The sequence below is a fragment of the Pseudomonas sp. SC11 genome (genome assembly GCF_047039205.1).
GTDB lineage: Bacteria > Pseudomonadota > Gammaproteobacteria > Pseudomonadales > Pseudomonadaceae > Aquipseudomonas > Aquipseudomonas boreofloridensis.
Genome location: NZ_CP178183.1, coordinates 2,993,862 through 3,015,172 on the forward strand (window position 1 = coordinate 2,993,862; position 21,311 = coordinate 3,015,172).

The following is a 21,311-nucleotide window of genomic DNA, read 5'->3' on the forward strand; positions in this document are numbered from 1 at the left end:
CAAGCAAGTCTGCCGCAGTGCTGGATCATGCCATCAGGGTGCTTCCAATGAACTGAGCCAGCTCTGGCGTTCTTGGCGCGACAAACAGCGCTTCGGGATCGCCCACCTCGTGCACCTTGCCCTGATGCATGAACACCAGTTTGTCACCAACTTCCCGGGCGAAGCGCATCTCATGGGTGACCATGATCAGCGTCATCCCCTCGCGGGCCAACTGGCGCACCACACCCAGCACCTCGTTCACCAACTCCGGATCCAGCGCCGAGGTGATCTCGTCGCACAGCAGCACCTTGGGCGACATCGCCAGGGCCCGGGCGATGGCCACCCGCTGCTGCTGCCCGCCGGAAAGACGGTCCGGATAGGCGTCGAACTTCTCGGCCAGGCCGACCCGAGCCAGCATCTGCCGGGCCAACGCCTGCGCCTCGGCGTTGCCGGCCTTCTTCACCACTTGCGGTGCCAGCATCACGTTTTCACCGACCGTCAGGTGCGGGAACAGGTTGAACTGCTGGAACACCATGCCAACCTTCTGGCGCAGTGCGCGCAAATCGGCGCGGCTGGCATCGAGATATTCGCCATCCACTTCGATCACCCCGTCACTGATCGATTCCAGACCGTTGAGGGTGCGCAGGAAGGTGCTCTTGCCCGAGCCGCTGCGGCCGATGATGGCCACCACTTCACCTTCATCGATGCTCAAGTCGACGCCCTTGAGCACATGATTGTCACCGTAATACTTGTGCAGCGCGGACACTCTAAGCAGCGGCATGCAGCCTCCTTTCCAGGTAACGGGCGCTCAGCGAGAGCGGATAACAGAGGATGAAATAGCCGAGCGCGACCAGGCCGTAGACCATGAACGGCTCGAAGGTAGCGTTGGCGATCATGCCGCCGGTCTTAGTCAGCTCGGTGAAGCCGATGATCGAGGTTACGGCGGTGCCTTTAACCACCTGCACCGAGAAGCCCACGGTCGGCGCAACGGCGATACGCAGGGCCTGCGGCAGGATCACGTGGCGTAGTTGCTCCAGACGGCTCAGCGCCAGGCTTTCGCTGGCTTCCCACTGCCCTTGCGGGATCGATTCCACGCAGCCGCGCCAGATCTCGGCGAGAAATGCACTGGTGAACAGGGTCAGGGCGATAGCCGCCGCCGCCCAGGCCGACACATCGACACCGAACAACGCAATGCCGAAGAACACCATGAACAGCTGCATCAACAAAGGCGTGCCCTGAAACAGTTCGATGTAGGCACGCGCCAGCCGCCGTGGCAGGGCGCGCTCGGAGATCCGTCCGATCAGCACCAACAGTCCGGCCAGCCCGCCGCAGACGAAGGCCACCAGCGATAACGCCAGGGTCCACTGCAACCCCACCAGCAAGTTGCGCACGATGTCCCAGAAGGTGAAATCCATTCAGCGTTTCCCCATCAGCAGACGCTGGCCGAGCCAGTTGAGCAGTTGGCGCACGACGATGGCCATCAGCAAATACAAGGCGGTGGTCAGCAGGTAAGTTTCAAAGGCGCGGAAGTTGCGCGACTGGATGAAGTTGGCGGCGAACGACAGCTCCTCGGTAGCAATCTGCGAACAGACCGCCGATCCGAGCATGACGATCACGATCTGACTGGTGAGCGCCGGCCAGACCTTGGCCAGGGCCGGGCGCAGCACCACGTGCCGGAACGCCTCGAAGCGACTCATGGCCAGCGCTGCCGCGGCCTCCAACTGCCCCTTGGGGATCGCCTGGATACCGGCGCGAATGATCTCGGTGCTGTAGGCGCCGAGATTGACCACCATGGCCAGCACCGCGGCTTCCCACTCGTTCAGGCGAACACCCAGTGCCGGCAGACCGAAGAAGATGAAGAACAGCTGAACGATGAACGGCGTGTTGCGGATCAGTTCCACGTACACACCGAACAGCAGGTCGAACGGGCGCAGGCGCCAGGCCCGCACGCCTGCACCGACCACACCGATGGCAAGGCCAAGCACCGTGCCGATGGCGGTCAGCTCCAAAGTGAACAGTGCGCCCTTGAGCAGCAGGTCGCTCTGGGCGAGCACGGGCGCGAAGTCGAATTGATAGGCCATGGTCCGAGAGTCCGCCTAGTGCTTAAAGGTCGGCTGGCAGCGGTTGCTTGAGCCACTTCTCGGCGTTGCGGTTCAGGCTGCCGTCGGCCTTGGCGGCAGCCAGTGTGCTGTTGACCTTGTCCAGCAATGCCGGCTCGTGCTTGGCGACGCCGACGTAGACCGGCGAGTCCTTGAGCTTGACCTTGACCACCGGCACCTTGGCCGGGTTCTTCTCGGCGATGGCCGCCATCACCACGCTGCCACTGGCGATCAACTGTACTTGGCCGGACAAGTAGGCGGCGATGGTCGAGTTGTTGTCCTCGAAGCGTTTGATCACCGCGTCTTTGGGTGCGACGGCGCTCAGCGCCATGTCCTCGATCGAGCCGCGGGTGACGCTGATGGTCTTGCCGGCCACTGCGCCGATGTCGTCGATCGCCGCGTCGGCCGGACCGAATACCGCCAGGTAGAACGGCGCGTAGGGCTGGGAGAAATCGATCACCGCTTCACGTTCGGCATTCTTGCCCAGGCTGGAAATCACCAGGTCGACTTTACCGGTGGTGAGAAAGGGAATGCGGTTGGTGCTGTTGACCGGCGTCAGCGCCAGCTTGACGCCCAGTTTGTCGGCCAGCAACTGCGCGGTGTCGATATCCAGCCCGCGTGGCTTCATGTCGGGGCCAACCGAGCCGAAGGGCGGGAAATCCTGGGGCACGGCGACCTTGAGCACGCCACGGGCAGCGATGTCGCTCAGGGCATCGGCCTGGGCGGGTGTGAGCGTAAGGCCCGCACTGCAGAACAGGGTGGCCAGGAGCAGGGAGCGGAACGTCGTCATGGAAGGCCTCGCGGAAAGTCGAATGGGTGTGCGCTGCAGGCCATTGCAGGCAGCATGCCAGCTCGTCCTGAAATCCACCGCGAGTGCGCGGGGCGCGGGTTCTACAAGGTCTTACTGGTCTGAACAGTTGAACTCTAGATCTCACTCGGTCGACCTCGTGCGCCCTGCTTTCGTGCGCTGTAATCCGCGCTGCGCCAGCTTGGCGCAAGGCTTGCCAGCACCGGCAGATCGCCGTACAACGTCAGCGTCATCGCCCTCCTACCGGTCTGAACAGCATGCTCGACACCCTCCCCCGCGCCGTACCGGAACTGGCCCTGCAGGCCATCCGCAAGCTCATCGACGAAGGCGGCTATCAACCCGGCGACGCCCTGCCCTCGCAACGCGACCTGGCCGATCGCCTCGGCGTCAGCCGGGCCTCCCTGCGCGAAGCGCTGTCCTCGTTGAGCGCCATGGGGCTGATCAGCGTGCAGGCCGGCAAAGGTGTCTTCGTGCAGAGCCCGGCACCGGGTGGATTCGCCTGGCCCTATGCCGAGCAAGTGTCGGCGGCCGATACCTTCCAGATGCGCTATGCCCTGGAGGGATTTGCGGCCGGCCAAGCCGCGCTGGCCCTGACCGCCGATCCGCTGGACCGGCTACGGGCCAACGTCGAGGCCATGCGCCTGGAACTGCGCGCGGGCCGCTTCGAGGCGGCGGCGCGACTGGATTTCGAGTTCCACCAGGCGCTGCTGCAGGCCTGCGGCAATCAGGCGATGCTGCAGGTGATCACCAGCAGCCGGGAGATCTTCCTGGAAAGCCAGAAGCTGCCGTTCATTCGTCCCGAACGGGCCATGGAAACCTGGCAGGAACACCGCACCATCCTCAAGGCCCTCGAGCGCCGCGCCCAGGCCGCCGCCCAGCGGGCCATGCAAGCGCATATCCGCAACGCCGCCTCGCGCACCGGGGTAGTGTTCACGGTTTGAATAGCGTTGGCGCCCGGATCGGTCCAAACGGATATCTGGGTGTCGTGCTCAAGGATGCGGCGGTCGTTGCGCTGAGGTGTACTGCACCTGATAACCAGACGACAGGGCATGATCCTGTCCGCCCCCACCAGGCTGCCTACGCCAACCGGAGCACGTGCCCATGTCCGCATCCCATGAGGTATCCCCCGCCACCCTGCGCCGCGTGATTGCCGCCTCGGCCATCGGCAACTTCGTCGAGTGGTTCGATTTCGCCGTATACGGCTTTCTCGCCACACTGATCGCCAGCCAGTTCTTCGCCAGCGAGGACGCCAGCGTCGCCTTGCTCAAGACCTTCGCCGTATTCGCCGTCGCCTTCGCCCTGCGCCCGCTGGGTGGCATCGTCTTCGGCGCATTGGGCGACCGTCTGGGACGCAAGCGTATCCTCTCGCTGACCATCCTGTTGATGGCCGGCTCCACCACACTGATCGGCCTGTTGCCGACCTACGCCAGCATCGGCATCGCCGCCCCGGTATTGCTGACGCTGGCGCGCTGCCTGCAAGGTTTTTCTGCCGGAGGCGAGTATGCCGGCGCTTGCGCTTACCTGATGGAGCACGCCCCACGCGAGCGCCGGGCGTTCTATGGCAGCTTCGTGCCGGTCTCGACTTTTTCCGCGTTCGCGTGTGCAGCCGTGATCGCCTACGGCCTGGAAGCCAGCCTGAGCAGCGATGCCATGAACGCCTGGGGCTGGCGCGTACCGTTCCTGATCGCCGCGCCCCTGGGTCTGGTGGGCCTGTACCTGCGTTGGCGCATGGAGGAAACGCCGGCCTTCCGCGAGGCGCTGGCCGAGGGTCGCCAGCACGAGCACTCGCCGCTGAAGGACACCCTGCGCCACCATGGCCGAGCTATTCGCAACCTGGGGGCCTTCATCTCGCTGACGGCGTTGTCGTTCTACATGTTCACCACCTACTTCGCCACGTACCTGCAGATGGTCGGTCATCTCAGCCGTGCCCAGTCGCTGCTGGTGACCACGGTGGCACTGCTGTTCGCTGCCGCCGGATGCCCGCTGGCCGGCGCGTTGTCGGACCGCATCGGCCGGCGTCGGACCATCGGTTTCACCTGCCTGTGGGTAATGGTCTGCGTATTCCCCGCCTACTGGCTGGCAAGTTCCGGCTCAATGTCCGGCGCCCTGTTAGGGGTGATCCTGCTGGCAGTCGGCGCCTTGTCCAGTGGTGTAGTGACCGCTGCCTTGCTGTCGGAGAGCTTCCCGACCCGCACCCGCTACACTGCGTCGGCGATTACCTACAACGTGGCCTATACCCTGTTCGGCGGCACCGCACCGCTGGTGGCGACCTGGCTCATCACCCAGACTGGCAGCAGCTTGGCGCCGGCTTTCTATCTGGTGGTGATTGCTTTGGTTGCGCTAGTCGGCGGATTGGCGCTGCCGGAAACCTCACGCGTTGCACTGGATGACGAAACACTCGGCGGCCCATCGACGGCCCGTGGGCGAGCCAACGCGTTGTAACCGACGACAGGGGGCGTTGGCTACGCCCCCTGTTTGGGTAACGACGCCTAAAGCTGCGGGCGATTACCGCCCCAAATCCCCAAGGCGAAGCAGGTCTGCGTTTACAAAACTAACCAGATGGTACAAAAATAATCGCATCCAATAACAAAAGCGATGCACTGTCATGACCTCCCCCCTTGCCGCCCACGGCATTCTCGCCGGCCTTGTCGGTCGTGGTATCCAAGCCTCCCTCACGCCAGCCTTGCACCAAGGCGAAGGCGATGCCCAATCCCTGCGTTATCTGTATCGTCTGATCGATGCCGATCAGCTCGGCCTGGACGATAGCGCTCTGCCTGCGCTGGTGGAAGGTGCGCAGCGCAGCGGCTTTACCGGCCTGAACATCACCTTCCCGTTCAAGCAAGCCATCGTGCCGTTGCTCGACGAACTGTCAGAAGAAGCGCGTGGCATCGGCGCCGTGAACACTGTGGTATTCAAAGATGGCAAGCGCATTGGCCACAACACCGATTGTCTGGGCTTTGCCGAAGGTCTGCGCCGTGGTTTGCCCGATGTGGCGCGCCGCCAGGTGGTGCAACTGGGCGCCGGTGGTGCAGGTTCGGCGGTGGCGCATGCACTGCTGGCCGACGGCGTGGAGCAACTGACCCTGTTCGAGGTCGACGCCGCTCGCGGGCAAGCCCTGGTAGAAAACCTTGCACAGCGTTTCGGTGCTGGCCGGGCGCTGCTCGGCAATGATCTGGCGGCTGCGCTTGCCGCAGCTGACGGCCTGGTCAACACCACGCCGGTGGGCATGAGCAAACTGCCCGGCACTCCGCTGCCGGTGCATTTGCTGCATGAACGGTTGTGGGTAGCGGAAATCATCTACTTCCCGCTGGAAACCGAATTGCTGCGCCATGCCCGAGCGTTGGGCTGCCGTACCTTGGACGGCGGCACCATGGCGGTATTCCAAGCGGTGAAGGCGTTTGAGCTATTCAGCGGCCGGGCGGCCGATGCCGCGCGCATGCAGGCGCATTTTGCGCGGCTGGGCTGAGGATCAAAGGCAGATCGAAGGCAAAGGCCGGATGAGCACCATCGCCCAGACCTGCGCATCGCCGAGCGCAATCAGTCGTCCAGTGGTTTGGGCGCCGCAGCGGGCTTGACAGGTTTGGTCCCCTTGTTCGGCTTCTCCGGCTTGCCGGCTGGCGCCACAGCCACCGGTTCAGGCGCAGTTACGGCCTTTTCGCTGGCCGGCAGTTCGTCGACTGCCTTGAACACCGCTTGCGGGTCGAGCTTCTCCGGGGTGTCGTCGTCCTTGAGTACATGACGCTCGCCATCCTTGCCGATCAGGATCACCCGGGTGCCTTTGCTCGCCCCGAGCTTGAGCTCGCGGATCAAGGCCATGGTGGTCTGCTGCTCGAGGTTCTTGTCTTCGCGTTTGCCCATCATGCTGGCCACGCTGAACAGCACCAGATTGCGCTCCTTGAACCCGGCTTCGGTGGCAGGATCCTTGATGGCCTGCTCCAGGCCGCGCAGCGTCGGGTCGGCGCTGCTGGGCGCGATGACGACCAATGGCCGTGCCTTGCCCAGTTCCTTGGCCAGTGGAGCGTCGCTGTCGGCGGCGAACAGCGGGCCGCTGACGGCGAACAGGGTGGCGAGGGTCAGTGACCGGACGAGCATGAGCATCTCCTTGTTTTCTCGATTAACCAGGGACTACAGATCAGGGAGAAAGATCCGAGCCAGAGCCTAAACCAAGGGATCAGGCACCGGCTTAGACTAAAGGTAACGTGGGATTTCGGAAACGGCCCCGAACGTCTCAGAAGCTTCCTACACATCTGCAAGCATAGTCGATCAAGGCATCAGGGACGCCTGTGGCTGGGCCCCGGTTGCGGTTCGGGCCTGGCCTGGGCGAGTGCTGCACGGGTGTATGCCAATATGCGTGCATCCCACGCCGCCTCTCGGTCCCGACCAATGCTGCGCAGCCAGTTTTCATAGTCATCGGCGGACACCGTCAGTGCCCTGACCTGTTCGGCAAACGCCGAATCGTCCTGTATTGCTGCCAATTCACTCTGGCTCTCTTGCAACTGGCGGGCGTTTTCGGCCAAAGCCGCTGCATTGCGCACCCGCGCCTCAGAACCCTCGCCCAGCGCCTGGGCTTCATCGCCCAACACCCGCGCCCGTTGCTGCAAGGCATCGATCTGTGCGGCGCGATCGAGCAGCACCTGGTCATAGCTTTTGCCCTCGGCCATGTCCTCGATCACCTGCAGGCGGCTGTGGAAACGTTGGTCCAACCGCTCGAAGCCTTCTGGATCGCTGCGCAGCAGATGGGTGCGCCAGAAGGACTTCCAGACCATCGACTGCGCCACCGCCTCGTCGGTCTCGCTCTCATGCAGCCGCGCCCGCGCGTCGTCCAACTGATCCGCACCCACACCAGCCACCTCGCGGTAACTCATGGTCGCCGGTTGCCCCGGCAGGTCGAACTCGTCACGCAGGCCTAGCCGGTAGGCCAGTCCTACCTCGACTTCATCCGGATGCCCACCGTCCTGGCGCCGACCCTGCAGGTCTTCGGCGATGATGCGATCGAGTTCGTCCAGCCGCCACAACTGTCGACCCAGGTACAGCAGAGCGGACTCTTCGGCACCGCGCTCGGCCTCACACCGTGCTCGCCACACCAGCAGATGGACTTCCAGATCGCTGAAGCGGCCAATCACCGCGTCGTCACACCCCTCCAGCCCCCTGGACAGGTCGAACAGCTCCTGACGCAGTTCGGCATGGTCCTGGGCAGCCTGCAGGGTGGCCGCGACTCGGCTGCCCAGGCCGGTAGGGTCGGTCCGGTAATCGCGGGTCTCGCGCAGACGAGCCAGCAAGGCCAAGTAGTCCTGACTGCCCGGCTCGGCCTGCAAGGCGTCCCAGGCTTCGCCGAAACCTCTGGCCTCACGCGGCGCGATGCTGCGCATCCACCCCTCGCGCGCATAGTCCAAAGCCTGAGCAAGATCGAGCGACTCGGGTTCCTCGACCCCTGAGGCAGGGTCGGTTTCCTCCAGCCAGCCGTTCACCCTCATGAAACTGCGCAGCCGGTTGGCCGAGCCGGACTCCAGCGGGTTCTCGGCTAGCAGGATGGCACCCGAAACCCACAGCGGGACTCGGTAATAGTCGTCCGGCACCCGTGTAATGAGATTGTTGCGCAGGTCCACTTCTTCCAGCAGGTGGTGGTCGAACAGACCGCTCGGCAGTTCGCTGATGCTCGTCGCACGCACCTGCAGCGAGATCAGGCGCGGCATGGCAGCCACCGAGAACACCCGCCCCAGCGGATTGAACGACAGGTTCAGCCGCTGCAAACGGGTACAACGACCCAGACGCTCGGCCTGTTCAGGATCGAGCACAATCTGGTTACCGTACAGGTCCAGCTCGCGCAACTCAGGCAAGTGCTCGATGTTGGCCGGTAATCGGCTCAACGCGTTGTTGTTCAGCGCCAGGGACTGCAAGCCGGTGAAGGCGTTCATGAACGAATCAGGGATCTCTTCCAGGCTCATGCTGGTCATGTTCAGCGACACCACATGACTGAAGCGCACCTGCGCCGGGATGTCTGGTAGCCGACGCATGGGCAGTCCCCAGAGGGCCAGGCGATAGCCGATCGGCTCGCCGACCTGATTGGCCACGCGCTGAGACTGGCGGCGCCAGGCAGCCATCAGCGCATCCCTCATGGCAGAGCGCTCGGCACGGGCCATCAGCCCCGGCGCTTGCTGGGTCCAGGCAGCGAGGTGTTCGCGCAGCGTGTCGAGCTCTGCCCCCAGGCGCTGCAGCTCGAGGTTATGGTCGAGACCTTGTGCGCGTACGGAAATCAGCCAGTTCTCCACTTCGCTGTCGCTGAAATTGGGGTACAGCGCCCGAACCCGTGCATACAAGGCGCGGGCCTGGTGTCGCACGCCGCGCCCACTGAGTGGATAGCCCAGGCGTCCGTCAGCCAGGCGCTGGGGCGATCGGAACACGCTAACCGGCGAGCGCAGCCCCAGGGCCTGCTGGATTTCGCCAGGCTGACGGGCAGCCAGTCGGGCCATGCGCACGCGCAGGTTGTGCGGCAGTGGGTCGCTCAGTCCCATCGCCGTACAGCGCGAGTCATCCAACGTGTGCGCGATGACTTCGAACAACTCGCCCCGCTCGCCGAGTGCATGCCCCCCCTGCGCCAACTGAAACCTGCCATTGAGATGAACCAGGTCGAAGCTGGCCGCGCCCTCCCCGGCTTCGATCGACAGCAGCGTGGGCCCCGACAATGAATGCTCGTACAGACGCCATCCGCTAGCGGCGGCCGGCCCAGACGATCGGCCCAAGAGGTGCAACACCACCCGCGCCAGATCCGCGTCCTGGCTGGCATCCAGGTACAACGCCTCCAGCACCCGGGCGACACGTATCTGCCGCACCATTTCACGCGCCGCCTCCGCCAGGGCCAGCGGCACGCGTGCGCCTTGCAACAAGCGTTCGCGATCCGCAGCACGGGCATCGTTCAGCACCTGGGCTGCGCCCCGTGAATGCAGCGAGGTGAACTGCCGTCGCACGATCTGCGCCGCGGGCGCATCACTGGGCTGCGTGGCCTCATACAACTGCTCGAACAGTTCTCGACGCTGTGCCCAGATCCGCTCGGCCAGGGCTTGATCGCTGACGTCGGCGGCACCCGGCAAGCGCCGTGCATGGGCGAGCACCAGACCGTCGCTCGCCGGCTGGCCGCTGCGCAACTGGCTGACGGTGCCCCGAATGCGGCGGTCCAGATCATAGCGCTCGACGCTGTCGTGCCAGACTGCAGGAGGCTTGCGTCCATCGGCATGCAGCGCGCGCAATTGCGCGGCATCCAGGCCGTGAATCTGCATGATTTCGTCCAACTGCTGGTCATCCAGCCGCGCCCAGGCCCCGCCCAGGCGGCGACACAGCCGATACGGGTCGTCCCAGGCCAGCGGCTGCTCCCACCACAAACGCCAGGCACCGTTGTGTTCGAGCAGCGGGCCGTGACCGTTGTGCGGCAAAAGCTGCCAGCGCAGATCGGCGCGCTGTCGCACCGGATAGTGATGTTCATCGATCTGGACCCAGGTACGGTCGCCGTGGCGCCAGAGGCCCTGCTCGTCGCAGCGCGCTTCGGCCGGCGGTGCGTCGCGCCAGGGCGAAAGGTCTTCGTGCCACAGGCGTGTACTGCCATCCTCCAGGGTGGCCGGCAGCAGCTCGTCGACCCAGCGTGATCGACTCCAGGCACCGCGCACCACACCCACGCCGGCGGCCGTGACCGCGAATGCAGCGACATCGCCCGCCACATTGAGCAGGTGGTCCAACGCCTCACTGGTATCGCCTTCTCGCCAGGCCTCGACGCCGTGGTAGACCTCGCCCAGCAGCTCCCAGGCGGTCACCGCCAGCAACCCCAGGCCGATCACCGGCACGAAGAATCCCGCCAAATTCAGCAATGCCCAGCCTTCGCTGGCCAAGCGTTGATCGTGCTCGCGCTGCACTTGCTCATCGACTGCACTGACCGGTACCGCGATCATCGCAGCATCGTCCTTGATCTGTGCGATGCGTGCCTGCGCCAACTGGTCGAACAACGGCTCAGGCAACGGCAGCATGTGCTCTTGCAGCGCGATATTGGCCAGATCTGATACGCCCGCATAGCCACTGACCAGTTGATTGAAGAAGGCATTGGCCTGCCGCCTGCGAACCAAGCGACTGAAAAATGCTTGATAGTCGGCCGTACGCAAGCGCTTGCCCAAGTCGTTGGCAAAGTAGCGCAAGTTGGGAGATGCACTCCAAGGGGTGTGCGGATCGCCTGGAATATGCACCAGCACACGTTGACTGGAGGTATAGAGAGGGCTGAGGCTTTCGTCGCGCACATCCAATACCACGATGCGCTCCAACGCAGTGCCGAACAACTGCAGGCGCTTGGTCTGAACCGGGCAACCTTGGAAGGTTGGCTTGGCGGTCAAGCTGCACACCTGCACCACCAGTTGTAACTCCTGCTCGCTCAGGTGGCCTTTCAGGCGCGCCACATGAGCATCGGCGAGCATCCCATAGCGGTGTGCGCGGGCCAGAAGGGACAAGGTCCGGCGCTGCGCTGCGCCGGCCGGCTCGTCGGCGTGGTCGTCAGGTTGCAGCACCTGGTCCACATGCGCCTGATACTGCCCACCCACATCCACCTCGCGGCACAGTTGGGCGAACTGCGCGGCAGTGGGCAGTACAGCCTGTTCGTCATCGGGCCGGAGCAGCCGATTGCCTTCCAGCTGTCCTCCCTCCTCAGCCTGCTCGGCGCTGAAGTTGCGCAGAGCTGCCTCCAAGAGTGATATCTCGCGATACACCGCTTTGGTCACTGGGTAACCGATGGGTTGCGAGGTCAGTACAGGTTCGCGGGTGCCGACTCTGAACCGCAAGGCATCCAGATCGACAGCCCTGCCCATCTGCTGTTCGAGCGCTGCGCTCAGCAAGGGCGCGGCGTAAGCATCCGGGGACTGAAGTCCAGCCAACAGCGCTCTGGCGCGCTCATGAAAATACAGGCTCAAGCTCAACGCATCCTGAAGTGCCTGAACCTGTTCAAGGCTGGCGGTCGCCAGCCAATTGGGCAAGCGCCGACCGATGATCCAGTCCTGATGCGCTGCCGAGGGAGGAATAGCGTGAGTCACGATGGCATGCTCCTGGGAAAAGCCCTGAGGCTAAGGAGCAGGCGGTGCGCTCAGGCGCTAGATAGTTGCCACGTAGAATGCGTCGACTCGCTCAGTCCTCGACTGGCGATAAGGCCTGCTCGGCGTCCCAGCCACCGCCCAGTGCTGCGATCAACTGCACACTGGCCACCAGCCTCCCTTGCAGCAGGTTCAAGGCGCTGCGCTCATTGCTCAGGGCGGTAGTCTGCACGTTGACCACGTCCAGATAGCCGATTAACCCAGCGCGATACTGGTTCTCGGTCAAACGCAACGACTCGCGCGCCGAATCCAGGGCTTCCTGACGTACCACAGCCTCATCGGCATAGACCTTCAACTGCACCAGGTAGTTTTCCACCTCTTTGAAGCCATCGAGTACCGTCTGGCGATACTGCGCGACGGTCTGGTCATACACCGCTACGGTGCGATCGACCTCGGCGCTGCGTTTACCGGCATCGAACAGAGTCAGCGCGAGTTGCGGGCCGACCGACCAGTAGCGATTGGGCAATTCGATCCAGTTGCTGAAGCTACTGCTGGAATAGCCGCCATTCATGCTCAGCGATAGATCGGGGAAATAGGCGGCGCGCGACACGCCGATGTTCGAGTTGGCGGCCATGACCTTGCGCTCGGCAGACGCGATATCCGGACGACGCTCGAGCAACTGCGACGGCAGGCTCAACGGAATCTGCGGCAATGCAGGGATGTCGCGGGTTTCGGCCAAGGAAAATTCGGCCGGCGCCTTGCCTATGAGCACGGCGATGGCGTTTTCGTACTGGGCACGTTGCCAGGCCAGGTCGATCAGGTCGGCTTGGGTGCTCTTGAGCTGGGTGCGCGCCTGGGCCACGGCATCGGGCCCGGCGACGCCGGCGCGGTACTGGTTCTGGTTCATCCGCAGCGAGCGTTCGTACGCGGCCACCGTGGCCTGAAGCAGCCGCTTCTGCTCATCGATCACACGCAACTGCAAATAGTTCTGCACCAGCTCGGACTGCTGGCTCAGCCGAATTGCCGCCATGTCGGCCAGACTGGCCTGGGCGCTGGACGCATTGGCATTGAGGGTTTCGCGCAGCTTGCCCCACAGGTCGATCTCCCAGCTCACCCCCAATTGCGCGTTGTAGGTGTTGCGAATGCCACTGCTGTTGTTCGACAGACTCGAACTCGAACTCCCCGCCCCTTGGGCCGAACGGTTCTTGCTGGTGGTGAGGTTCAGCGATGGAAACAGCGACGCACGGCTGCTACGTACCAGGGCCTGGGCCTGACGGTACTGCGCTTCGTACTGGGCCACGGTCTGATTGCTGCTGTTGAGGGTCTCGACCAAGGTATCGAGCTGGCGGTCGCCGTAGATTTCCCACCAGGCGCCACGGGCAATGGCATCCGAGGGCTTGGCCTGGGTCCAGCCCTCGGCCTGCTTGAACTGCACCGGCGTGCTGACCTCGGGACGGTGATAGTCGGGGCTGAGCGTGCAGGCACTGAGCAGCGCCACGCACAGCCCGGCACCTAGCAGGCGTGAGCCGCGGCCACGAGTCAGCAGTTGCAGGGCACGGTGCAGCGGGGTCTGGGCAAAATTCATAGCGGAGTATCCAGGGCGGCGTCGGTACGCACGCCGCGCCAGCGGTTGAAACGATGGCGCGCGCGGTCCAGGTACAGGTAGACGACAGGAGTGGTGTAGAGAGTGAGCACCTGGCTGAACACCAGGCCGCCGATGATGGTCAGGCCCAGCGGCTGGCGCATCTCCGCGCCTTCGGCCTGGCTGAGCAGCAGCGGCAACGCGCCCAGCATCGCGGCGAGCGTGGTCATCAGAATCGGTCGCAGCCGTAGCAGGCAGGCGCGGCGGATGGATTCTTCAGGCGTCAGGCCTTCGTGGCGCTCCAGTTGCAGCGCCAGGTCGATCATCAGAATGGCGTTCTTCTTCACCACGCCGATCAGCAGGAACAAGCCGAGCAACGAAATCAGGCTGAACTCCCCGCCGGTGAGGTACAACGTGAGCAAGGCGCCCACCCCAGCCGAAGGCAGGGTCGAGAGAATGGTCAGCGGATGGATGTAGCTCTCGTAAAGAATGCCCAGCACCAGATACACCAGCACCAAGGCGCCGAGGATCATGAATGGCTGGCCCTGGGCGGTCTTGGCGAAAGCATCGGCGTCGCCGCCGAGCTTGGCGATCACCGATTCGGGCAGCCCCAGCTTGGCCACCTCACGCTCCACCGCCGCCAGCGCCTGATCCACGCTATAGCCTTCGGCGACATCGAAGGAGATGTCCTCTGAGGCGAACTGGTCTTCATGGCTGACCCGATCGTTGGCCAGGCTGTTTTCGTAGTGGGCGATGGTCGATAGCGGCACCCGCGCGCCATCGGCGGTGATCACCTGCACCTGTTCCAGTGTGCTCGGGTCCCAGGCATAGCGCGGGTTGATCTCCATCACCACCTGGTACTGGTTGAGGCTGTCGTAGATGGTCGAGATCTGCCGCTGGCTGTAAGCGTTGTTCAGCACCGCGGTGATCATGTCCATGTCGATGCCCAAGCGCTTGGCCTGGTCGCGGTCGACCACCAGCGTCACCTGCTGGGTGCCGGCACCGTCACGCGCATCGATGGCGGTGAGCTGCGGCAGCTTGCGAAACGCCGCCGCTACTTTCGGGAACCACTCACGCAGGGCTGCCAGATCGCCACTCTGCAGGGTGTAGAGGTACTGCGAGGAGCTCTGGTCACGCCCGCCGCCGCCCAGTTGCAGGTCTTGGTCGGCCATCAGGTACAGCCGCCCGCCCGGCACTTTCGGCAGCTCCTTGCGCAGCCGGTCGATGACTTTCTGGGCGTTTTCCTTGCGCTCGCCGATGGGCTTGAGGCGCACCAGCACGAAGGCGTTGTTGGTGCCGCTATTGCCGCCGATGAAGCCGGCCACGCTCTGCACGGCCGGGTCGGCCAGCAGCGCGCGTCGATAGGTTTCCATTTTCGGCTGCATGACGCTGAACGACAGGCCATCGTCGCCGCGCACGAAGCCCTGCAACTGACCGGTGTCCTGCTGCGGCATCAGGGTCTTGGGCACGATCACGTAGAGGGCAACGTTGAGCACGATGGTCGCCAGCAGGCTGAGCAACGTGAGGCGCCGATGGCGCAAGGCCCAGCCCAGGCTGCGGTCATAGCCAGCGACCATGCGCTGGTGCTGACGGTCGCTCCAGCGCTGCAGGCGTGTCTGCTGGCGCGCGGTGTGGGGCTTGAGCCAGCGCGAGCACAGCATGGGCGTGAGGGTCAGCGACACCAGCAGCGAAACGAGGATCGCGGCCGCCAAGGTGATCGAGAACTCCTGGAACAACCCGCGCACGATGCCACCCATGAACAGGATGGAAACGAACACCGCCACCAGCGAGACGTTCATCGACAGCAGCGTGAAACCGACCTCCTTGGCGCCGAGAAATGCCGCACGCATGGGTTTCTCGCCGTTCTCGATATGCCGTGAGATGTTCTCCAGCACCACGATGGCGTCGTCCACCACCAGTCCGGTGGCGAGGATCAGCGCCATCAGCGACAGGTTGTTGAGCGAGAAGCCACACAGGTACATGACCGCGAACGTACCCACCAACGACACCGGCACCGCAAGGCTGGGAATCAACGAGGCGCGCAGGTTGCCCAGGAACAGGTAGACCACCAGGATCACCAACACCACGGCGATCAGCAGGGTGTGTTCGGCTTCCTTGAGCGTCGCCTTGATCACCGGCGAGCGGTCCATGGCCACGTTGAGCTTGACGCTGGCCGGCAGCAGCGACTGCAAAGCCGGGAGCTGGTCCTTGATCTGCTGCACGGTCTCGATGATGTTGGCGTTGGCCTGGCGGTTGATGACCAGCAGCACCGCCGCATCGTTGTTGAAGAAACCACTGTTGTAGCGGTTCTCGACACCATCGCGGACCTTGGCCACATCCCCCAGGCGCAGGATCGCGCCGTTCTGCTGGCGGATCACCAGGGGTTTGTAGTCATCGGCCTTTTCCAGTTGGTCGTTGGCACGCACCTGCCAGTTGCGCTGGTCATCCTCGACGAAACCCATGGGGCGGCGCTGGTTGGCATTGGCCACCGCGGTGCGTACTTCGTCCAGGGACAGCCCGTACTGGTTGAGCAGTTGCGGTTCCAACTCGATGCGCACCGCTGGCAACGAGCTGCCACCGATTTGCACCTCGCCCACCCCGGTGACCTGTGACAGGCTCTGGGACAGGATGGTGTCCGCCAGGTCGTACAGCTGGCCTTTGGACAGGACGTCGGAGGTCAGCGACAGCACCATGATCGGCGCCTGCGACGGATTGACCTTCTTGTAGGTCGGCATGCTGCGCATGCCGCTGGGCAACAGGTTGCGCGTGGCGTTGATCGCAGCCTGGACCTCGCGCGCGGCACCGTCGATGTCGCGGCCCAGCTCGAAGCCGATGATCACTCGCGTGGAGCCTTGGCTGGAATTGCTGGTCAGCACGTTGACCCCGGCAATGCTGCCCAGCTTGCGTTCCAGCGGCGTGGCCACGGTCGAGGCCATGACCTCCGGGCTGGCCCCCGGCAGGCTGGCCTGCACCACGATGACCGGGAAGTCCATCTGCGGCAGCGGCGAAACCGGCAGCAGACCGAAACTCACGCCGCCAAGCAGCATGATCGCCAGGCTCAGCAGCATGGTCGCCACGGGCCGACGAATGAACGGGCCGGACAGGTTCATCGAGCGCTCCCTGCCGGTCGCGGCGTGCTGGAAGCCTCAAGTGGCAAGCGGCAAGCCGCGGCGTCTGCGCGTGTCGGGCCCGAGCACTTCGCAATCAGCTCGCCGCTCGCCGCTTCGCACTTGCCGCTCATGCCTGAGTCTCCAGCGCGGGGCTGCGCCGCCAGCGGCGCGAGAGGCGGTCGAAGTACAAGTAGATGACCGGGGTGGTGAACAGGGTCAGCACTTGGCTCACCAGCAATCCACCGACCATCACCAAGCCCAGGGGCTGGCGCAGCTCGGCGCCGGAGCCCGTGGCCAGCATCAGCGGCAAGGCACCGAACAGCGCGGCCAAGGTGGTCATCAGGATCGGCCGGAAGCGCAGCAACGCGGCCTGGTAGATCGCCTCCTGCGGGCTCATGCCTTGGTGACGTTCGGCCTCCAGGGCGAAGTCGATCATCATGATCGCGTTCTTCTTGACGATGCCGATCAACAGGATGATGCCGATGATCGCGATCATGCCCAGGTCATTGCCGCTGATGAGCAACGCCAGCAACGCCCCGACCGCCGCCGAAGGCAGCGTCGACAGAATGGTCACGGGATGAACGTAGCTCTCATAGAGCACGCCGAGCACGATGTACATGGTCACCACGGCGGCGAGAATCAGCAGCAAGGTGCTCGACAGCGAGGCCTGGAAGGCCTCGGCGGCGCCCTGGAAGCGCGTCTGCACCCCCAGCGGCACGCCGATGTCGTGCTGCACCTGTTCGATCACCTGCACCGCTTCGCCCAGCGAGACACCCTGGCCGAGGTTGAAGGACATCATCACCGCCGGGAATTGGCCGATGTGGGAAATTGCCAACTGCGCTTGGCGCTGCTCGATCCGGGCCAGCGCCGACAGGCGTACCTGTCCGCCATCGGCGGCCTTGACGTGGATCGATTCGAGCATCTGCGGACCGATGTTGGCGGCCGCCTGGGCCTGCAGCACCACGCGGTACTGGCTGGCCTGGGTGTAGATGGTGGAAATCTGCCGCTGACCGAAGGCGTCGTACAACGCGTTGGTGATCTGCGCCACGCTGATGCCCAGGCGGCTGGCCATGTCGCGGTCGATCGCCAGGTACACCTGCAGCCCCTTGTCCTGCAGGTCGCTGGCCACGTCGGTCAGCTCGGAGCGCTGCTGCAGCGCGTGCACCAACTTGCCGCTCCATTCGGCGAGCATGTCCGGATCGGGCGACGACAGGCTGAACTGGTACTGGGTGCGGCTGACGCGGTCCTCGATGCTCAGGTCCTGCACCGGCTGCATGAACAGGCGGATGCCGACCAGGCGCTCGAGTTGCGGCTGCAATCGGGCGATCACCTGGCTGGCGGTGACGTCGCGCTCGGCATGGGGCTTGAGGTTGATCAGCAGGCGACCGCTGTTGAGGGTGGCGTTGTCGCCGTCCACACCGATATAGGACGACAAGCTCTGCACCGCCGGATCCTGCAGAATCACCTGGCTCAGCGCCTGCTGACGCTCGCTCATGGCGGCGAACGAGATCGACTGCGGCGCCTCGGAGATGCCCTGGATGACGCCGGTGTCCTGCACCGGGAAAAAGCCCTTGGGCACGATGACGTAGAGCACGACGGTGAGCGCCAACGAGGCCAGCGCGACCAGCAGCGTCAGCGGTTGATGCCGCAGTACCCAGCGCAGGCCATGGCTGTAGCGCTCGATCAACCAGTCGATCCAGGCACCGCTGGCGCGGTAGAAACGGCCCTGTTCCTCTTCCCGGGGCTCGCGCTTGAGCAGCCGTGCGCACATCATCGGTGTCAGGGTGAGCGACACCACCAGCGAGATCAGGATCGCCACCGCCAGGGTAATGGCGAACTCACGGAACAGCCGGCCGACCACATCGGCCATGAACAGCAAGGGGATCAGCACCGCGATCAACGAGAACGTCAGCGAAATCAAGGTGAAACCGATCTGCCGCGCGCCCTTGAGCGCGGCCTGCAGCGGCGTTTCGCCTTCCTCGATATGGCGCGAGATGTTCTCCAGCATGACGATGGCATCGTCCACCACGAATCCTGTGGCGATGGTCAGGGCCATCAGCGTGAGGTTGTTGATGGAGAAGCCGGCCAGGTACATCACACCGAAGGTGCCGACCAGCGACAGCGGCACGGCGATGGAAGGAATGATCGTGGCGCTGAAGCGGCGCAGGAACAGGAAGGTGACCATCACCACCAGGGCAATGGCGAACAGCAGTTCATGCTGGACGTCGCGTACGGCGGCGCGGATGGTCTGGGTGCGATCGGTGAGCACGCTGACGTCCAGGCCCGCCGGGAGGTTGTCGGTGATCGACGGCAACATCGTCTTGATGCGGTCGACCACATCGATGACGTTGGCCCCAGGCTGACGCTGGATGTTCAGCAGCACGGCGTGGTTTTCATTGGCCCAGGCGGCCAGGCGTTCGTTTTCCGCGCCATCGACGATCTCGGCGACGTCCTTCAAACGCAGCGGCGCGCCGTTGCTGTACTTGAGAATGAGGTTGGCGTATTCCTCAGGGGAGCGCAGTTGGTCGTTGGCGTCGAGCATCGACACCCGCGTCGGTCCGTCGAAGTTGCCCTTGGGCTGATTGACGTTGGAGGCGCCGACCAGCGTACGCACGTCGTCCAGGCTCAGGCCGTTGGCCGCCAAGGCATCGACATTGACCTTGATGCGCACCGCCTGGCGCTGGCCACCGGCGATGCTGACCATGCCGACGCCGCTGATTTGCGCGATCTTCTGCGCCACCCGGGTATCGACCAAATCGTTGAGTTTGGGCAAGGGCAGCGTGCGCGAACTGATGGCCAGGGTCAGCACCGGCGTGTCGGCCGGGTTGACCTTGTTGTACACCGGCGGCGCCGGCAAGTCGCTGGGCAGCAGGTTGCTGGCGGCATTGATCGCCGCCTGCACCTGCTGCTCGGCGACATCCATGTTCATGTCCAGGTTGAAGCGCAGGGTCAGGACCGAGGCGCCGCCGGAGCTGGTCGAGGCCATCTGGCTCAGCCCCGGCATCTGACCGAACTGACGTTCCAACGGTGCGGTGACCGCGCTGGTCATCACTTGCGGGCTGGCGCCGGGGTACAGGGTCATGACCCGGATGGTGGGATAGTCCACCTGCGGCAAGGCCGCCACCGGCAGCAGGGTGTAGGCGATCAGGCCAGCCAGCACGATGGCCAGCATGGTCAGCGTGGTGGCGACCGGGCGCAGGATGAACAGCCGCGAGATGTTCATGCGCCCGCCTTGCTCGACTCACCGGCCTGGGTGGCGTCCTTGGTTTCCTGGCCTTGCAGGTGCTGACCCGGAGTGGCGGGCACCTGTGAACTGTCGTCGACGATCTCGACCTGAGTGCCTTCGCGCAGGCGGTCGGTGCCTTCCAGGACCAGGCGCTCGCCATCCTTGAGGCCATCGAGAATCACGCTGTTGATGCCATCGCTGGCACCGACCTTGAGCTTGCGCACATTGACCTTGTCGTCGGCGCCGACCACATAGGCGAAGGTGCCGTCGTTGCCGAACTGGATCGCCGCTGCCGGGGCCAGCACCACCTGCTTGAGGGTGTCGGCCAGCAGGCGCACGTTGACGAACTGGTTGGGGAACAGGGCCCGGTCCTTGTTCTCGAACAGACCCTTGAACTTGAGGGTGCCGGTACTGGTGTCGATCTGGTTGTCGAGGCTGCCGAGCACGCCGGTGGCCTGCAGCTTGCTGTCGCCCCGGTCCCAGGCTTCGACGGTCAACCGTGCGCCGCTGCGATAGCGCTCCAGCACGGTGCCCAGTTCGGTTTCCGGGAGGGTGAAGACGACGTTGATCGGCTCGGTCTGGGTAATCACCACCAGCGCCGTGGTGTCGTTGGCCGCCACCAGGTTGCCCAGGTCCAGTTGACGCAGGCCCAGACGCCCGCTGATTGGGGCACGGATCTGGCTGAACTCCAGGTTCAGCCGCGCATCGTTGACCGCCGCCTGGTTGGTCTTGACCAGCCCCTGGAACTGACCGACCTGAGCCTCGGCGGTGTCCAGGGTCTGCTTGGCGATGCTGTCTTCGGCGTAGAGGCCTTTGTAGCGGGCCACATCGACCTGGGCATTCTTGAGCTGCGCCTGGTTCTGCGCCAGGGTGCCTTCGGCCTGTTGCAGGGCGATGCGATAAGGCCGCGGGTCGATCTCGGCGAGCAGGTCACCGGCCTTCACCTGCTGGCCCTCCGTGAAGTGAATCTTCACCAGCTCGCCAGCGACGCGGCTGCGTACGTTGACCGTGCTGGTCGCCGTCACCGTGCCCAAGGCCTTGTAATACAGCGGGAAATCACCGACGCGGACCGGCTCCACGCGCACGGGCACTGGATCGCTGGACGCGCCGAAACCCGGTCGCCCGCCCTTGCCCATGCGTACCGCCGGGTCCGTGTGCTTGGGCGCAGCCGCAGGCCACAGCCACCAGGCCAGCAGGGCCACCAGCAGCAGGATCAGCAGGCCGATCAGCCAGCGACGGGGGGAGCGGGAAACGGAAGCTTGCATGGATTGAACGAACCTTGTTCAGAGAGTGGCGGCCGGAGAGGCTGAACGATAAGCACTGGCATCGGTTTAGCAAAGGAGCTTTACCAGGGATTTACCATTGGCTGACGTTGCTAAAACAATGAACTTTAAATGAAAACGGCCCGGAAAGGCGTCCGGGCCGTATTGCCGCGTATTTTCAGCGAGGCT

At 64.2% G+C, this 21,311-nt stretch carries 13 protein-coding genes; 3 read left to right on the forward strand and 10 right to left on the reverse strand.

From position 1 onward, the window contains the following. Positions 1-25: 25 nt before the first annotated feature. Genes ACK2SD_RS13345 through ACK2SD_RS13360 form a run of 4 tightly spaced genes read right to left on the reverse strand, consistent with a single transcriptional unit; the run spans position 26 to position 2,868 of the window. Entirely contained in the window at positions 26-760 is a 735-nt protein-coding gene (locus ACK2SD_RS13345) for an amino acid ABC transporter ATP-binding protein (RefSeq protein ID WP_412459985.1), read from the reverse strand. After that, positions 747-1,394 (reverse strand): amino acid ABC transporter permease, encoded by a 648-nt coding sequence (locus tag ACK2SD_RS13350; protein WP_029612583.1) that lies wholly within the window; start codon positions 1,392-1,394, stop codon positions 747-749. The genes ACK2SD_RS13345 and ACK2SD_RS13350 overlap by 14 nt, the downstream gene beginning before the upstream one ends. Then, positions 1,395-2,060 (reverse strand): amino acid ABC transporter permease, encoded by a 666-nt coding sequence (locus tag ACK2SD_RS13355; protein WP_116888185.1) that lies wholly within the window; start codon positions 2,058-2,060, stop codon positions 1,395-1,397. 22 nt (positions 2,061-2,082) lie between these two features. Beyond that, positions 2,083-2,868, reverse strand: a complete 786-nt coding sequence (locus tag ACK2SD_RS13360) for a transporter substrate-binding domain-containing protein (RefSeq protein WP_317870408.1) — start codon at positions 2,866-2,868, stop codon at positions 2,083-2,085. Between the two features lie 275 nt (positions 2,869-3,143). Here ACK2SD_RS13360 and ACK2SD_RS13365 point away from each other — a divergent pair, with 275 nt between their 5' ends. From ACK2SD_RS13365 to ACK2SD_RS13375, 3 genes are all read left to right on the forward strand, one after another. Further along, the gene (locus tag ACK2SD_RS13365) at positions 3,144-3,827 is read left to right on the forward strand and encodes a FadR/GntR family transcriptional regulator (protein WP_412459986.1); all 684 of its coding nucleotides are present in this window, start codon (positions 3,144-3,146) and stop codon (positions 3,825-3,827) included. 160 nt (positions 3,828-3,987) lie between these two features. Continuing rightward, positions 3,988-5,328: an MFS transporter gene (locus ACK2SD_RS13370; protein ID WP_412459987.1), complete on the forward strand. Its 1,341-nt coding sequence runs from the start codon at positions 3,988-3,990 to the stop codon at positions 5,326-5,328. Positions 5,329-5,491: 163 nt separating this feature from the next. Beyond that, positions 5,492-6,352 carry a shikimate dehydrogenase gene (locus ACK2SD_RS13375; protein ID WP_412459988.1) on the forward strand — a complete coding sequence of 287 codons (861 nt, stop codon included), beginning with the start codon at positions 5,492-5,494 and terminating at the stop codon, positions 6,350-6,352. A gap of 71 nt (positions 6,353-6,423) precedes the next feature. Here ACK2SD_RS13375 and ACK2SD_RS13380 read toward each other — a convergent pair whose 3' ends face one another. The 6 genes from ACK2SD_RS13380 to ACK2SD_RS13405 form a co-directional block, all read right to left on the reverse strand. Then, positions 6,424-6,978, reverse strand: coding sequence for a DUF4174 domain-containing protein (locus ACK2SD_RS13380; protein ID WP_029612575.1), 555 nt, complete (start codon positions 6,976-6,978; stop codon positions 6,424-6,426). 179 nt (positions 6,979-7,157) lie between these two features. Next, complete coding sequence (locus ACK2SD_RS13385) at positions 7,158-11,945, reverse strand: NEL-type E3 ubiquitin ligase domain-containing protein (RefSeq protein ID WP_412459989.1); 4,788 nt, start codon at positions 11,943-11,945, stop codon at positions 7,158-7,160. Positions 11,946-12,036: 91 nt separating this feature from the next. Next, entirely contained in the window at positions 12,037-13,527 is a 1,491-nt protein-coding gene (locus ACK2SD_RS13390) for an efflux transporter outer membrane subunit (protein WP_412459990.1), read from the reverse strand. Further along, complete coding sequence (locus tag ACK2SD_RS13395) at positions 13,524-16,634, reverse strand: multidrug efflux RND transporter permease subunit (RefSeq protein ID WP_317870414.1); 3,111 nt, start codon at positions 16,632-16,634, stop codon at positions 13,524-13,526. Before ACK2SD_RS13395 ends, ACK2SD_RS13390 begins: the two co-directional genes overlap by 4 nt. Before the next feature lie 127 nt (positions 16,635-16,761). Next, positions 16,762-19,857, reverse strand: coding sequence for an MdtB/MuxB family multidrug efflux RND transporter permease subunit (locus ACK2SD_RS13400; protein WP_412459991.1), 3,096 nt, complete (start codon positions 19,855-19,857; stop codon positions 16,762-16,764). Continuing rightward, positions 19,854-21,125 carry an MdtA/MuxA family multidrug efflux RND transporter periplasmic adaptor subunit gene (locus tag ACK2SD_RS13405; protein WP_295487155.1) on the reverse strand — a complete coding sequence of 424 codons (1,272 nt, stop codon included), beginning with the start codon at positions 21,123-21,125 and terminating at the stop codon, positions 19,854-19,856. The genes ACK2SD_RS13400 and ACK2SD_RS13405 overlap by 4 nt, the downstream gene beginning before the upstream one ends. Positions 21,126-21,311: the final 186 nt, after the last annotated feature.

Coding starts and splice junctions, on each gene's coding strand:
- ACK2SD_RS13345 (WP_412459985.1), bottom strand. CDS start 760: ATGCCGCTGCTTAGAGTGTCCGCGCTGCACAAGTATTACGGTGACAAT.
- ACK2SD_RS13350 (WP_029612583.1), bottom strand. CDS start 1,394: ATGGATTTCACCTTCTGGGACATCGTGCGCAACTTGCTGGTGGGGTTG.
- ACK2SD_RS13355 (WP_116888185.1), bottom strand. CDS start 2,060: ATGGCCTATCAATTCGACTTCGCGCCCGTGCTCGCCCAGAGCGACCTG.
- ACK2SD_RS13360 (WP_317870408.1), bottom strand. CDS start 2,868: ATGACGACGTTCCGCTCCCTGCTCCTGGCCACCCTGTTCTGCAGTGCG.
- ACK2SD_RS13365 (WP_412459986.1), top strand. CDS start 3,144: ATGCTCGACACCCTCCCCCGCGCCGTACCGGAACTGGCCCTGCAGGCC.
- ACK2SD_RS13370 (WP_412459987.1), top strand. CDS start 3,988: ATGTCCGCATCCCATGAGGTATCCCCCGCCACCCTGCGCCGCGTGATT.
- ACK2SD_RS13375 (WP_412459988.1), top strand. CDS start 5,492: ATGACCTCCCCCCTTGCCGCCCACGGCATTCTCGCCGGCCTTGTCGGT.
- ACK2SD_RS13380 (WP_029612575.1), bottom strand. CDS start 6,978: ATGCTCGTCCGGTCACTGACCCTCGCCACCCTGTTCGCCGTCAGCGGC.
- ACK2SD_RS13390 (WP_412459990.1), bottom strand. CDS start 13,527: ATGAATTTTGCCCAGACCCCGCTGCACCGTGCCCTGCAACTGCTGACT.
- ACK2SD_RS13395 (WP_317870414.1), bottom strand. CDS start 16,634: ATGAACCTGTCCGGCCCGTTCATTCGTCGGCCCGTGGCGACCATGCTG.
- ACK2SD_RS13400 (WP_412459991.1), bottom strand. CDS start 19,857: ATGAACATCTCGCGGCTGTTCATCCTGCGCCCGGTCGCCACCACGCTG.
- ACK2SD_RS13405 (WP_295487155.1), bottom strand. CDS start 21,125: ATGCAAGCTTCCGTTTCCCGCTCCCCCCGTCGCTGGCTGATCGGCCTG.